11 protein-coding genes are annotated in these 14,593 nt (G+C 48.5%); 9 read left to right on the top strand and 2 right to left on the bottom strand.

Features of this window, described 5'->3' with window-relative positions:
* Positions 1 to 144 precede the first annotated feature (144 nt).
* The 9 genes from AC3WQH_RS22770 (at position 145) to AC3WQH_RS22730 (ending at position 11,343) form a co-directional block, all read left to right on the top strand.
* Positions 145 to 1,146: a LacI family DNA-binding transcriptional regulator gene (locus AC3WQH_RS22770; RefSeq protein ID WP_238503837.1), complete on the top strand. Its 1,002-nt coding sequence runs from the start codon at positions 145 to 147 to the stop codon at positions 1,144 to 1,146.
* A gap of 111 nt (positions 1,147 to 1,257) precedes the next feature.
* Positions 1,258 to 2,511 (top strand): MFS transporter, encoded by a 1,254-nt coding sequence (locus AC3WQH_RS22765; RefSeq protein WP_007787185.1) that lies wholly within the window; start codon positions 1,258 to 1,260, stop codon positions 2,509 to 2,511.
* A gap of 169 nt (positions 2,512 to 2,680) precedes the next feature.
* Entirely contained in the window at positions 2,681 to 2,935 is a 255-nt protein-coding gene (locus tag AC3WQH_RS22760) for a hypothetical protein (protein WP_238503803.1), read from the top strand.
* Complete coding sequence (locus AC3WQH_RS22755) at positions 2,932 to 4,179, top strand: PD-(D/E)XK nuclease family protein (protein WP_492332263.1); 1,248 nt, start codon at positions 2,932 to 2,934, stop codon at positions 4,177 to 4,179. Before AC3WQH_RS22760 ends, AC3WQH_RS22755 begins: the two co-directional genes overlap by 4 nt.
* A 129-nt stretch (positions 4,180 to 4,308) precedes the next feature.
* A complete protein-coding gene (cas6, locus tag AC3WQH_RS22750) occupies positions 4,309 to 5,277 on the top strand; it encodes a CRISPR system precrRNA processing endoribonuclease RAMP protein Cas6 (RefSeq protein WP_492332262.1) in 969 nt (322 codons plus the stop codon).
* Positions 5,278 to 5,555: 278 nt separating this feature from the next.
* Entirely contained in the window at positions 5,556 to 7,988 is a 2,433-nt protein-coding gene (gene cas3, locus AC3WQH_RS22745; RefSeq protein WP_492332261.1) for a CRISPR-associated helicase Cas3', read from the top strand.
* The gene (locus AC3WQH_RS22740) at positions 7,972 to 9,708 is read left to right on the top strand and encodes a hypothetical protein (protein WP_007778803.1); all 1,737 of its coding nucleotides are present in this window, start codon (positions 7,972 to 7,974) and stop codon (positions 9,706 to 9,708) included. Before cas3 ends, AC3WQH_RS22740 begins: the two co-directional genes overlap by 17 nt.
* Positions 9,705 to 10,649 carry a DevR family CRISPR-associated autoregulator gene (locus AC3WQH_RS22735; protein ID WP_007778808.1) on the top strand — a complete coding sequence of 315 codons (945 nt, stop codon included), beginning with the start codon at positions 9,705 to 9,707 and terminating at the stop codon, positions 10,647 to 10,649. The genes AC3WQH_RS22740 and AC3WQH_RS22735 overlap by 4 nt, the downstream gene beginning before the upstream one ends.
* A 4-nt stretch (positions 10,650 to 10,653) precedes the next feature.
* Complete coding sequence (locus AC3WQH_RS22730) at positions 10,654 to 11,343, top strand: hypothetical protein (RefSeq protein WP_007778811.1); 690 nt, start codon at positions 10,654 to 10,656, stop codon at positions 11,341 to 11,343.
* A gap of 1,052 nt (positions 11,344 to 12,395) precedes the next feature.
* Here the strand turns inward: AC3WQH_RS22730 and AC3WQH_RS22725 are convergent.
* On the bottom strand, positions 12,396 to 12,935 hold the full coding sequence (locus tag AC3WQH_RS22725; RefSeq protein WP_235694662.1) for a hypothetical protein: 540 nt from the start codon (positions 12,933 to 12,935) through the stop codon (positions 12,396 to 12,398).
* 22 nt (positions 12,936 to 12,957) lie between these two features.
* On the bottom strand, positions 12,958 to 14,593 hold a 1,636-nt coding region (locus AC3WQH_RS22720; RefSeq protein WP_492332260.1), incomplete at its 5' end, for a stalk domain-containing protein.

Raw genomic sequence — 14,593 nt, 5'->3', positions numbered from 1 at the left:
CGGCAATTGTAAATCTGTTCCACATCCGATAGAATATTTCTTGATTGCAGGATAAACCGTTTTATCTCTGCGGACAAAGACGAGACTATAAGGAAATGGTCGTATCGTGGACCGGATTTACTTTACAAGACAGGAATGAGTGAACTGAAAAACATTACCATTGCCGATGTTGCGAAACATGCGAATGTATCGAAGAGCACCGTTTCCCAATACTTGAACAAGCGATATGAATACATGAGTGAAAAAACACGGAAAAAGATTGAGGAAACGATCAAGGAATTGAACTACGAGCCGAATATTATTGCCCGCAGCCTGAAGCAGAAGTCTACGTTTACCGTAGGGGTAGTCGTGGCCAATATTCTTCATACGTTTTCCACCCAAATCATCCGTGCGATTGAAAACTATTTTTATCAACAAGACTTTCACATTATTGTCTGCAACGCGGATGACGAGCCTAAAAAGGAAAAAAAATATATCGAAATGCTGAGGGCAAAGCAGGTCGATGGCATCATTATTTTTCCGACAGGCGGCAATCTTGAGCTGTACAAACGGATGAAGCGCGACGAGTTTCCGATTGTGTTCATGGACCGGACGATCCAAGACCTGGGCATTACGACAGTCATGCTCGACAACCATCTTGCGGCCAAACTGGCTGTCGATCATTTTGTCGAAAAGGGTTATGAGAATATTGCTATTGTTACTACTTCCATCATTCGCAATATCAGCCCGCGCGTTGAGCGTATCCAAGGCTACAAGGATGCCTTGCAGGGCCATGACCTCCCCGTCCATCCAGACTACATCAAGACGGCAGACGTAGAAAAAATTCCCGCAGCGCTATCGGAGCTGTTCGCTTTGGCGAAGCCGCCGGAAGCGATTCTGGCCGGAAACGATATCGTGCTGAATGAAGTTTTGCGCTATATGAAAAAGTACGGGTTGAAAATTCCCGAAGACGCTGCAGTGATCGGGATTGACGATGTTTCCTACGCCGACTTTTACACGCCGCCGATCACGACAGTCAAGCAGCCGGCCATCGAAATGGCGAATCTGGCCGCCGAGCTGTTGCTAAATCAAATCAAAAAAACAGGAAGTGTAGATACAAGCGTGCACCGCTTGAAACCTATTTTGCTTCCGCGAAGCTCCTGTTAGGTTTTCAAGTAAAAAAGCAATCGCTTTTTTACTTGCTGAATACTAAATCGGTTTATGGAATCGTTTACAAACAGAACATGCTCGCACGCTAACAGTTGAGGAGGGGTATCCATGTTTTCTCAAGGCAAAGGAATGATTATTCTTTTCCTGTTCCTGGCAGGTGTTATCAACTATTTGGACCGTTCTGCCTTGTCTATTGCGGCTCCGTTTATCAAAGAGGATCTGTCTTTGACCGCAACCGAGATGGGGATTATTTTCAGCAGCTTTTCTGTCGGCTATGCGATATTCAACTTTTTGGGCGGGGTCGCTTCCGACCGCTATGGAGCGAAGCTGACGCTTTTTGTGGCGATGATCGTGTGGTCGTTGTTTAGCGGAGCGCTTGTGCTGGCTGTCGGCTTTGTGAGCATGATCGTCATTCGCGTGCTGTTCGGGATGGGCGAAGGCCCGCTGTCGGCCACCATCAGCAAAATGGTCAACAATTGGTTCCCTCAAAATCAGCGAGCATCGGTTATCGGTTTGACAAATAGCGGCACACCGCTGGGCGGAGCTATCTCCGGACCGATTGTCGGATTTATCGCCATTGCTTACGGCTGGAAAGTTTCGTTTATCGCGATTGCCATCATCGGCATTATCTGGGCAATTTTCTGGTGGAAATACGTCAAGGAAAGACCAGAAGGAGCATCATCCCAGGCGATCGCGGAAAGCGCGGCGGCTGTGGAAAACGCGCCTGCCGGAGCGCCCGAAAAGCTGCGCCTGACGTTTTACCTGAAGCAAAAAACCGTTTTGTTTACCGCCTTTGCGTTCTTTGCCTATAACTATATTTTGTTCTTCTTCTTGACCTGGTTCCCGAGCTTTTTGATTGATGCCCGCGGCTTGAGCGTGCAGGAAATGAGCATTATTACGGTTATCCCGTGGGTGTTGGGCTTTGTCGGTCTTGCCCTGGGCGGTTTTGTATCCGATTTCTTCCTGAAGCGATTCGTCAACAAAGGCGTGCTGTTCTCGCGCAAGCTTGTGCTGGTAACTTGCCTGTTCATGTCGGCTGTCTGCATTGGCTTTGCAGGCGTCATTACGACAACCGCTGGCGCGGTGGCCCTCGTTGCCCTCTCTGTATTTTTCCTCTATCTGACAGGGGCGATCTACTGGGCGATCATTAACGATGTGGTCGACCGCAACAACGTCGGCTCTGTTGGCGGCTTCATGCACTTCCTGGCAAACACAGCCGGGATCATCGGCCCGACATTGACTGGTTATATTGTCGACACGTCTGGCACGTACACAGCGGCGTTCTTGCTGGCAGGCGCCCTGGCCGTGTGCGCGTCGCTCGCGGTGATTCGGTTTGTGCGGCCGATTTTTAAGTCGGCGTAGGTGAGGTGTGGCTTTCGGATGCGTCGCGTCCACAATGATGGAAGTACTCTCTTTAGAATGCCTTGTCCAGTTCTTGTTTTTGCGGCATACAACTACGAATGTCACTCTATATAACTTAACCTCATGCCTGAGTAACTATTGCGATATTCGATAAGAAAGGTAGGATCAGATGACGAAAGATGAGTGCAGGAAACTAATCCGACGTATAGCATGGAACTTAAACTATCGTGAAAGAAAAAAGTTGAGCAAAGAATGCCCAATTTTGTATGGCTTTGGTGATCGACAAAACATTTCAGACTATATTGGGAAAAATGTTCTTGTTGAAGAACTGCTGAAACAGCTTTCAAATGAAAAAGAACGATACATTATTCAAAAAACCGTATTAGAGGGATTCACATGTAAATCAGTAAAGAGCTTAACATGACTGAAAGAGGCGTAAACCAATGCAAAAACCGAAGTCTAAAGAAGCTATACCATTATCTGATTACGCATTCAAAAGGGATGGGCAGGCTGCATTTCAGTCGGGAGTGGGGATTATCCAGCCAATATTACCATCAGCAGATCAAAGACTGGTTACCAACACTAAGTTACTCCCGTGCTCAAGAAGAAGAGCGAAAAGCAATGGTTGACGAACAAAAGAGATTACTATATGTTGCCATGACACGTGCACAGGAATTGCTGGTATTTTCGGGAGCTGCTGCTTCCTTTTCCGAAAAGTCTTCAATCGAAGAGTGTTCCAATTGGTTTGATTGGCTCCCGTTGCTTGTACCTGAACTGCGAGATGGGGTAAGTGAACAGGTAGTAATGAGACAGGATTGGCGTTTGCAAGTAAGAGTAGGGGAAATGCCGAGTCAATTCCAACGGGTGACTCCAAAGATTCGTGTGATGGAAAAGCCTGAATCCCGCTACAGGGCTAGGCAATTGGACAAGGAGAGCAACAATGTTCCTAATCGGATCTGGAGTGTATCAGAGTGGGTCGAACGGTTGGCAGATGAACAGGGAACCAAAAGAAGTAGAGAAGAAATCCCGTACCGTGTTCAAAGAAAAAACAGTCTGGAGGCATACGAATGGGGGCATGTTCTCCACCGGGTTTTGGAGCATTTGCAAAGTGACCACGATTTGGAGTATGTCCGCGAACACCTTTTGAAAATGGCGTTGGCTTCAGTGGGCTTGACAAGTCAAGAGGCTCGTGTATTTGCCTGGGAAAAGTTGGGGGCTGAAATTGTTACCTACATGAATAGTGATCTGCATAAAGAATGCTGCCAAGGGAAAAGAATCTACAGTGAAATGCCATTTGCGGTGCGATTATTTGAGGATGTCCAGGAAAGGGGCACTTTGTCGCTCAATGGGGTTATCGATAAAGTATGGCTGAGAGCAGATGGCAAGGCTACTGTTGTAGACTTCAAGACACACAAATATAAAAGTGCTACGCAGGTCAAACGAATTGTCGAAAAATATACGCCGCAGCTCCAACTGTATGCTTATGCAGTAGAAAAATTGTTGCATTGGCGAGTAGACCGTGCAGGCTTGTATATGACAGCTACAGGGAGTTACATGGAGGTGCCTTGTGACTTGCAAGCTAGGGAGAATTTATGGAAAAAAATGCAGATCCTTTGGACGAAAGCTGACAGTCGGTCCGAAGAAAAGGAAAAACGCCTTTTTTCATGAGGAGAAAGGCGTTTTCGACTGTTGGCATATGAAGGAAAGAGAGGGAAAATACCGAATTTATCCAGTGTAAGAACGGAAAGTGCGTTGATTGAAGACCCGGCAAAGGGGACTAGCAAGGAGGAACAACCATTGTTTGAGGAACTGAGAGTGGCGGAGTATCGCTTTACATTAGAGGCAGGGGAGCGGGGGCTGGAGTTGCCAGCTTGGAAGGCATCTACCTTTCGCGGAGCGTTTGGCCACGTTTTCAAACGCTTGTCCTGTATGCATCCCGAGCAGGCTTGCGGCTCCTGTACCGCTTTATCCTACTGTGCGTATCCGTACGTTTTTGAAACAAGGCCGGACCAGGAGGATGGGTTTATGGGGAAATACGACCAAGTTCCCCGCCCCTATCTGTTCGAGGTGCCGCAGGATAAACAGACGCACTACGAGGCAGGCGACATGCTGACGTTCGATTTGCGGCTTTTTGGCAAGGCGATTGATTACGCGCCTTTGTTCGTGACGACTTTCAAAGAATTAGGACGAGAAGGGATCGGCAAAGGCAGGAAGCCGTATCGGCTCATTCATGTAGAGAACAGAGACGAGTATAACGGGAAGCAGCGCAGAGTGTACATGGAACATGAGAGCGGGATTGTACACCAGCCAATCGTCATCACGGGCAAAGAGATTATAGAGCGCGCTCGTACAGCGGAGGCGAGTGGAACGGGGAAAATCATGATTTTTTTCGAGACGCCTTTGCGGTTGAAATGGAAAGGAAAGTACACGGACGATATACAGTTTCATGTGCTGTTTCGCACCCTGTTGCGCCGTATGACGGGGTTGCTGCAATTTCATCATGATGTTGCGCCAGAGTGGCCGATTCGCGAGCTGGTGGAGCGTGCGGAGACAGTGCGGCTTGTGGCGAAAAAAGTGAAGTGGCTGGACTACGACAGATATTCTGCGAGACAAGATGTGAAAATGAAGATGGGGGGCGTCGTGGGATGGGCTGTGTACGAAGGGGAACTTGCGGAGTTTCTGCCGTGGCTGAAGGCGGCGGAGCGTGTTCACGTTGGGAAAAATACGGCGTTTGATTTGGGGCGAATAAGAGTAGGGGGCATGTAGAGGAATAATTGGAGCGGTGAAGGTAACGAAGCAGTTACTTCGGTGGGATATAAGGCTGGGTGTTTTTCCTTTTGGATTAGTGCATAGCATTCCCACCGTTTTTTAAACAAGATGTAAAAAATTTAAGAATAAGGGGAGCTTGATTTTCCAATTTGTTATGGTATATTTTTGCTTTTGACCTAATAAATGGGGCTGAAATTTATTTTTAAAGTTTGCAATCATAAAAAATGACCCATCAAGGGGACTAAAAGTTTATGCCCAAAGCAGGAGGTGTTCGTATGCAGGATTTCTTTGCAGAGCTATTCAGCGCCAAAGCAGCAAGCAGTCCGATTGAGCCTTACCCTTACCAGAAAAAAGTCGCGGAACTGCTGATGCAAAGTCGAAATCTAGTCTTGACTGCTCCAACTGGTGCGGGAAAAACGTGGGCAGCTCTTTCTCCTTTCTTGTATGCCCGCAAGCAAAAAAGAGATTTTGCAGACCGAGTCATCTACTGTTTACCACTGCGTACACTGGCCTCTTCCCTCTACGAATCCACAAAAGACGCACTAAAAGGGCAACAAGTCACATCAACCCTCCAAATGGGCAACCAACCAAACGACCCACTGTTCCAAGGCGATGTCATTTTCACGACCATCGACCAACTGCTTAGCGCCTACATCGGACTGCCTTTCGGAACGTCAAAGGCAGCGGCCAACATTCCCGCTGGCGCGCTGATCGGCGCGTATGTCGTCATCGATGAATTTCATTTGCTTTCGTACACGGAAGCACTTCCGACATTTCTGGATATGATGAAGCGGCTGCACCCTTATACGCGCTTTTTGCTAATGACAGCTACTTCTCCGGAGCCTGTAGTGTCGGCGCTGGTGAAACATCTCGATGGTATGAGTGTGAAGCTGCAAACAGAAGAGTTGGAAAAGCTGTCTACCAGAACGCGCAGCCTGTATTGGCGCGACAAGCGGATGAGCGGGCACGACATCGCGAACAGGCACCAGGGCGGGCGGACATTGGTCATTGTCAATGAGGTCAAGCGGGCGCAAAGTTTGTATTTCGAGCTGACGAGCATCTTGGAAAACGAGGGACGGGCGATAGAGGTACGCGTATTGCATTCGCGGATGTTCCCTAAACACCGAGAGACGGTTGAATCTTGGGTATGGAAAACTTTTTCCCAAGAATCGAAAGAGGAAGCGATCCTGATCGCGACCCAAGTAGTAGAAGCGGGGCTAGACATTTCCGCCACCCTGCTGCTGACAGATTTGTGCCCCGCCAACGCGCTGTTGCAGCGGATAGGCAGGTGCGCCCGTTTTGCCGGGCAGGAAGGAACGGTAGAGGTGTACTCGCTAAGGGAAGGGGGCGTGGAACATTTTCTCCCTTATGTCTCCAGGCAGGGCAAAAAGGAAGAGAACGACGACTACCAGGTGATGCTTCGAACGGAGCGGGCGCTAAAGGAGCTTGAGTCAGGGACGATTTTGACGCATGAGCTGGAAAAGCAATTGATCGAGACCGTACACGGCGAAATCGACCGAAAGCGGATCGAGCTGGTCATGCATGACTTGTTTTTGCGGGAAGACCAGATTTCCCGTGCTTTGATACGCGGAGATGCCGATATGGGCGAGCTGGTTCGGGCGATCGACAATGTGTCGATGATTATCCACCATTCGCCTGATGAAGTGGATTTGCATCGGAAGCCGGAAATGGTGTCGATGGGACGCAGAGGGCTGTACTTTTTCCTCAGCGGTTTAGAGTGGACAAAAGAGGAATGGGAAAACAACCGACTCATTTTTGTTCCCCGGTTTCCGGACGCACAGGATATTTCAGCTCGTGTTACGTGGGAGCCGATCCAATCGCCAAAAGAAGTCCTCGCGCATATGACGGTACTTTTGTCGCCTAAGCTGGCGAAGTACCATGCGGTTGTCGGATTGCAGCTTCAAAAAGCGTCGTTGAACTGCGCAGAAGCTGACGAGCGGGTGTCGGAATTTTTGGAGAGCGGGGAAAAGGCATCTATTCAGCGTTTCAGCTACCAGCGGGAAACGTATTTGGAGCATGTACAAGACGTTCGTGCACGAAACAGAGAACAGAGTGGGAAGTATTTACAGGCAACCAATTTTTTGTCCAGAAGGTTTCGAATGACTCCCGAGCAGATAGAGGAAATAGCCGATCTGGCGACTGCTCTGCACGATGTGGGCAAGCTCGGGGTGGAAGTACAGCGCAAAATGCGGCGCTGGCAGACGGAGTACAAACAAAAAGAAGAGCTGGAATTGCTGGCCCACACCGATTTTGACGGTACGAATCCGGAAGAGCGGGATGCTTATCGCACCGGGAATTACAGGCCACCGCATCACGCCGTGGAGGGAGCGGTCGCCTTGCAGGAATGGTGCGGCAAGACGTTTGACAGGAAGATTGCCGTCCCGATCCTGCTTGCCATCATGCGCCATCACAACGCTTACAGCAAGGAGTCCGAAGCCATTGTCTTTTGCAAGGGAGCCAGAGAGCATGTGCGAAAAAGCTTGCAAGGCTTGCCGTATGAGCCCTTCTTGAAGCCGCAGTCGATTCGGCATCGTCTGGACGAGCTTGTGAGCTGGCTGCGAAACAACGACGTGCTGGCCCTGTACTGGTATTTGTCGCGCAGATTGAGACTGGCGGATCGGGCTTCTCAGCAGGTGAAAAACGAGAAGAACAACGGGAAGGAGGAAACAGATGTCATGCTATCGTGAGTTTTACGTCGGGAAGCGGACCGGAACCTATGCCGATACGCTTGCGGCAGTGGGCTTGACGAAAATGCTCTGGGCGTTGCAAGGAGGCGGCGACGCGGTGGTGACCGTGACAGAAGAGAGCAGTCGCTTTTGCGTAACGCTGGCGGAGCCAGTCGAGCTGCACGCAGAAAGAGTCTCCGTATTGCAGCGGGACCCGCTCTATTCGTTTATCGTCACAAAGCCTGGGGAAAATGCTCCCGACGGTACCGTCCCCTTTGATTATGTGGCAAACAAGGCGATTGCCGATGCCTATCGCGAGGCACGTAAGCGGAAAAAGGCAGGGGAAGAGCAAGACGAACTGCACGATGTGTCACCAAAGTTTTACGTCTATCAGAAAGTCAACATTTTGCAAGGAATCAGCGCCCGGAACAAGTTGCTGGAGGAGATTGTCGCAGCCAAACAAGAAGAGCTGGCTCAGGCAGTTGTTGCGAAATTGGCAGCTCTTGCAAACGGGCGGCTTGCTAGTGAGGCTGCAACCAAATTCAACCCGAAAGTCGCTGCCGTCCAAGTGTTCAATCCGAGCGTAGGAAAAGGAATTAACCGCCTGAAAGCAGACGGTGCAGGGCGTGGTCCGTTGCCGTCTGCGTTTGTCGACTGGTTCGAGGAATGGCTGCGCTTTATTGGCTCAGATGTCGTCCTGTCCGGCAATTCGATTGGCGACGACATCAAAATGAACGTGGTGGTTCCGGCAAGAGCGAGCTACCGTCACTTGAGCGAGCTGGAACAACTCAAGTTCAGCTATGTCCGTACATCGCGGAAAGCAGATATATTGGCTGTATTTGACCTTGTGCTCTTTCTGATGGATAAAGCCGATGTTCCGACAGGCACGGATTGGGCTTACAGAGTACAAGTTGGCGAGGCGCCCAGGGATGTGTTTTCGGCTGTGCAGACTGCCTATTTCAAATCGCTAGGTTCAGCCAAGCCCATTTCCAATATCGCGAGCATCGGCTTGCCGCAATGGTTTAGCGTGCAGGAGGAAGCGCATATCGTCCGCTGGAAAACGTTTATTGAGGAGCATCGCGGTGTTTTGTTTTTGCTGGATGAGGACAAGACAGAAGAAGCCGAGCTGCTCCATCTGTACCGCGATTTTCTTTCCGGCGATGATTGGCTGTCGTTTCTCCGCTTCCTGGGCAGCTACGGTTGCTGGAGCATGAAGCGCAGGGAAGCGAAAAAACCGACGAGGTCGTTTGTGAAAAAACATTTGGAGGAGTTGTTTACGTTGAGCCAACCTCGGTTACCTGTGGTAGAAGTGATCAACAACAAAGGCTTTCAAAACATCGCCAAGGCGATCAGACAAGCGACGGTCAGCGAGCAGTACGCCAAAGCAAAAGGCAGACAAATTTTTGAAATCAAATACGGGCTGTTTCAGGAAATCAAAAGAAAGGCGAAGTTTCGCGAGGAGCTGCTCGCGGTCATTAGCGAATTTATTAGCGAGTTCAACTATGAGAACGCCAGGCGCGAGGAACAACTGCGGGAAGCGCCAGGCCGTCGCCGCAAACGGGTATCCATGCAAGATTTGCAAGAGTTTGCCGAGCTCTTGGACCGTTTTCCGAATCAAAAGGAAACAGAAGCGATTGCCATGCTGCTGATCGCCTTTGCTTCGTGCAAAGATGACAAAGGCACGGATACCGAAGATCAAGAGGCAGATTTGGCTTATACCAATGAGGAGGTAGAAATATGAGCGTCCCTTTTCAATCGCTGTCCATCTCAGGATTGCTGACTCTCGATATGCATGCGCTGAACAACGAGGGAGCTGAGGGCAATCAGCTTCAGACACGCATGGTTCACATTGTGGATGGAGATGGTCAGCCAACCGTTGTCAATGCGATTTCCGGCGATATGCTAAAACACATGCAAGCCGAGCACTTGCACGGGATCGCGGTGGAAAAAGGCTTGCCGTTGTGTGCAGGCTGCCAGAAGTTTAATGCAAACCGGATTAATGCGGACGGCGATTTTATTCAAACGCTTGGAGATAAAAATGCCATTAGCGATACGGTGAAAAAAGTTCTCCAGCATTGCGTCGTGGATGACCTTGAAGGGGTGTTGATTACTCAAGGCGGACGCTCTACCCCACGCAAGTCGACGGTCGAGTTTGGATGGATGGTCGGGCTCCCTGACAAAACAAGAACCGAATCGTATTTTCACGTGAAATTCGATCCGAACCGGGGGCAAGGCTCTGGCGGTGAATCTGGCGCTAACCTCGGACAAAACATTTTTTACAGACCTGCCAGCTCCGGGGAGTATGCCGTTGTCATGAATGCGGAATTATCCCGAGTCGGCTTCAATGATGTAGAGCGGGAGTACCAGATTCCGGCGGAGGCTCGCAAGGAGCGAGTGAAGGCGCTGCTCGAAAGTGTCTTGCTCACGTTTATCAAGCCGCTTGGCGCGCACAGAAATACGCAATTCCCGCACATCGTGAATTTTGCAGGCGTTGTCTCTGTTTCTACTTCTACGGTGCCAGCTCCGACAGTCAGTCCTCTGAAAAAAGACTTTTCCCAGGAGCTGCAGAGTATCCAGGCCCAACTGAATCGCTTGTATCCGGAGACGATTACTACTTTCCAGTTTTCGTCCCAGGCTGAATTTACAAAGATCATGGTCGACCTGATCGAACAGGTAGGGTAAATGTATGTGGCTGGTGACGACGTACTCGCCTAACTCCCTGTTTTCTCTGCGGACATCTTCTTCCACGAGTTCCGGAGGAAAAACGAATCTCGTTCCGACCATGTACAGCGTGAAAATGGCGCTGCTGGATGCGGCTTTTCGCAAAGGGGTCGAGGGAAAGGAAATTTTTCCGTGGATTCGCGATCTGGATATCCGGTTCGAGCCGCCCAGGCAAGCGATTGTGAACAACAGCTTCATCAAAATTCAAACCGAGCCAAAGGACAAAAAGACGGGACCTGCTTTTATCTCCTCCGTAGGGTTTCGCGAGTATGTTTTCTTCGACGGCGAGCTTGCCATTGCCATCCAAACAAAAGGGCTTGCCGAGCAGCAGTTGTCTTTGTTGAAGGAGCTGCTTCTTCACTTGCATTATTTGGGAAAAAGGGGAAGCTTCCTGCAAGCGGTGAGCCAAGAGGTACGCGAGGAATTGGGGCAAACGTTTAGCGCCTTGCTGGGCGAACAAACCGCATTCAGTGAATGCGTGGTGATGCAATACCTCGACGACATGGGGCCAAAGGCAACTTTTGAGAGTGTCAGCTCTTTCGATGGAACCAGTGCCAAAATGGGCCGGGACCGGATTATGAAAACGGTGTTCATTCCGTATCAACAGAAGCGAGCAAGCAGGGATTTTACTTGGTACACTCGTGAGGAAAGCTGAGCGGTATGGTTGTGGAAGGGGAGGGAGATGAGGTTTGCCTCCCCTTGTTTATGATAGAAAAGCGATGGGCTGTAGTGCGTTGCTTTCGGGAAGAAGGGAGGGTGGGGCTTATAAAAGGGGAGGAAATGATTTATTATGGTCGTAAGGGTACATGATTATACGCCTGAAAGTGAATGCTAATGGCAGGGCACAGTCGGTTGCAAGTGGAGAAACAGTGACTTTCGAGGATCGGGCCTGTTTTTGGACAGAAAGGGAATGCTCGAAAATAGTCAAGGATATTGAGAGCTTTGACTGCGAGTGAAGCCTTGGGATTACTGGGTTTGTTCATGCCGGGCGAGGTCGGTTACATTGAGGACCCGAGGAACGAGGGGACTGAAACCCAAGAGGTTTTCGATGTCGGACCTAAAGTTTTCGTGTTACATTGAGGACCCGAGGAACGAGGGGACTGAAACATGCTACTCACTCTGGCAAAAACCTCCTCAGCGACAGGTTACATTGAGGACCCGAGGAACGAGGGGACTGAAACCGTACAACCGCTCAATTTCTCTTCGATGGCGCTTGTGTTACATTGAGGACCCGAGGAACGAGGGGACTGAAACCTTCTCGCAATCCCGCCAGCTTGTCTGCTGGCTCCCGTTACATTGAGGACCCGAGGAACGAGGGGACTGAAACGGTTGCTGTTGATACGTCATTGTCGATAGCAGCTCATAGTTACATTGAGGACCCGAGAAAAGAGGGACTGAAACAACCGCATTCTTGATGATCGGGCCAACTTTACGTATCATTACCTTCATTTTTTAACGAAAACCTAATTTTGCAAAAGGCTCAATGATACATCCACTGCTTTTTTCTCGAACGCAGCGTCAAGAGTTCCCCAGACCTTTTCTATAAGAAAACCCCTCATAGTAGACAGAAAAAGTAAGCATGTACTCTGTCTACTATGAGGGAGCATATCATGGACGGGTGGTTATGAATTTATAGTATGTTTATCAGTCGAGAAGGAATTTTTTGGAAACCAAGGTTTTGGTGCAGAGACTCGCATAATTCTGTATTTACTTTTTTACAATATGATGACGGAATAACTCATCTCGGGCAGGCACTTCCCGATTCGCTCGGCGATAAGCGTCAGCGATCATTTCACAATAGTGGTCAAACCACTCGCGGTTTATTTGGCAACGGGTAAGCCCCTGATAGATTGGATGATTTGTGATGTCAGGGTTTATCTTCTTTAACTCTTCCAAATAGGCATGGAGTGAGGCTACCAATTCTTTTTTGAAAGTATGATAAGGAACCGGTGCTTCATAATGGGCCACCAAATCCTCAAAAATAAAGTAATCAAGGACGAATTGCTCATCTTTCAATTCAAAATAGTAGGTGCCAACCGAATCTGGATTCTCCATCTTGATCTTGACACCCCTTGATTCCATGAGATAAAGCAGACTAAAAAACTCATCCAAGGCATCAACTGCCCGAAAGAAGGAAAACACAAACTCGTTTCCATTCCATGTGCACGTAATATCTACTTTTCCTTTAAAAAACTCAAAAAATTTCCCCTGTTCAAGCCGTTCCTGCTTCTCGATTTGAAAATGCATCTTCAAGTTAAAGCAGCCTCCTTTACAATCTTCCTTCTCGCACTTTCGATCCACTCAATGGATATGCAGTCGTTATCGTTCCTAAATTATGATTGACGACAATTCTCAATGATTTAATACCGTGCTTTTCTTGTGAAAATGTAATATCGTAGACATCATTCAAGTCGTAAGTTCCAGCATTATTTCTCATAAATTCCTGTGCGGTAGGTTTGTTCACCTTATTCAGTTGATCCATAATCAAATTCATGATGTCTCTCTCAGACATGGCGGAAGGGAAGATGGTTTTGCCTCTAGGGAGACGATTTGGGTCGCCTACGTGTAAATCCTTAATATGTTTCCAACCCCAGTTGCTATTCCCTTCAAACAAGACAGCTTTTTTGGATTCAGCCAAAGCTTCTCCGACATTGCTACCGAGATTAGCCATTCGAAGTACATGTTCCCCATCACCGCCAAATCTCGTCAAAAGGGCTGCGACAGCAGGGATTTTTAAAGCTTTACCAGTTGGAAGCAAAGAGGCGGCAGCTACTGTTTTCTCTGTGTTGCTGGCTTTGGGATCGAATAGGGTTTTCACATCGGAAAAGGCAAATTCAACCGCCATTTCACCCAAAGCGGCAAAGATAAAGCTTCCCGTTCGATTTTCCCAATCATCGAATGTAGATGTATTAATTTCTAACGTTCCTTTCCTCTGATCCCATTCTACATCCGTATCAGGCAATTTGTTTAGGAAAGAAGAAACGCGCACCACATCTTTGTGATCGAAGTTTTCCAGTTTGACGTCATATTTTTTCACCTTATGATTTTCATTAATCTCTAAGGAGCCTCTTTGAAGGTTGTATTTTACCCGTGTATCTCCTTTAGTCCCAATCAAGGTGGTTCCTTCATATTTGGTCTGATAGCCAGCCGCCCAAAGCAATTCTTGTGGCGTCGCATATAAATTATGGTCCCGAACCATTAAACTGTTAATTTTGACCTGATTTCCGTTTACCTCTGTTTGATTAATCGAGCTGTTAATAACTACCGAGTTTCCCTTTGGGTTTGAAGTGACTTTGACCGCATACAATCGACTAATTACATCATCCGAAACATAGGTCGTTCCATTTTTAATTTCAGCAGCACCGATTGTAATACTCCTTTCACTGTCACCGTCCTTCGAATATGTACCAGCGTAGGTGATTTGTCCACTGCTAATTCTGAGTTTAACGTAACTACCACCTTCCCCTTTTAAGGTGATTTTTGCAAACCCATTCCCCTGTTCATAAGAGACTCGCCCGCCAAGCTCCTCTAGCACAGCCTTGATTGCAACCATGTTCATTCCGTCTTTTTTATATCCATCCACGTTAGAATTACCAGCGGATATGTTTCTGCCGTTCACTGTAACATCTATACTATTAGAACTTGCACTGTACGCCGTAACTCCTGCTACTTTACTTCCAGAAGCGGATGAAAGGGACGGGCTATAGGATGTTGTAGACGTTGTTGAGCGGTTTGCAAAAGAAGACTGTTCGTAAGCCTGTTGTGCAGCCAGACTAATTTGAACGGAGTCACTTTTTGGTTTGGGTGTCGCAGTGGCTACTTCTTTAGGAGGAGCCATTCCTGTAATGAAGAAATTTGAGCTTTGAAAGAAAAAAGCGCCTCCTGTATGCTGGGTCTTGGAATGG

This window comes from Brevibacillus sp. FW301-21C12A, from assembly GCF_058788915.1.
This window is presented reverse-complemented; position numbering and strand designations above follow the sequence as displayed.

Excerpts from the sequence above, each read along its gene's own strand:
- AC3WQH_RS22735 (WP_007778808.1), top strand. The coding sequence starts at position 9,705 with ATGAGCGTCCCTTTTCAATCGCTGTCCATCTCAGGATTGCTGACTCTC.
- AC3WQH_RS22740 (WP_007778803.1), top strand. The coding sequence starts at position 7,972 with ATGTCATGCTATCGTGAGTTTTACGTCGGGAAGCGGACCGGAACCTAT.
- AC3WQH_RS22725 (WP_235694662.1), bottom strand. The coding sequence starts at position 12,935 with ATGCATTTTCAAATCGAGAAGCAGGAACGGCTTGAACAGGGGAAATTT.
- AC3WQH_RS22730 (WP_007778811.1), top strand. The coding sequence starts at position 10,654 with ATGTGGCTGGTGACGACGTACTCGCCTAACTCCCTGTTTTCTCTGCGG.
- AC3WQH_RS22765 (WP_007787185.1), top strand. The coding sequence starts at position 1,258 with ATGTTTTCTCAAGGCAAAGGAATGATTATTCTTTTCCTGTTCCTGGCA.
- AC3WQH_RS22755 (WP_492332263.1), top strand. The coding sequence starts at position 2,932 with ATGACTGAAAGAGGCGTAAACCAATGCAAAAACCGAAGTCTAAAGAAG.
- AC3WQH_RS22760 (WP_238503803.1), top strand. The coding sequence starts at position 2,681 with ATGACGAAAGATGAGTGCAGGAAACTAATCCGACGTATAGCATGGAAC.
- cas3 (WP_492332261.1), top strand. The coding sequence starts at position 5,556 with ATGCAGGATTTCTTTGCAGAGCTATTCAGCGCCAAAGCAGCAAGCAGT.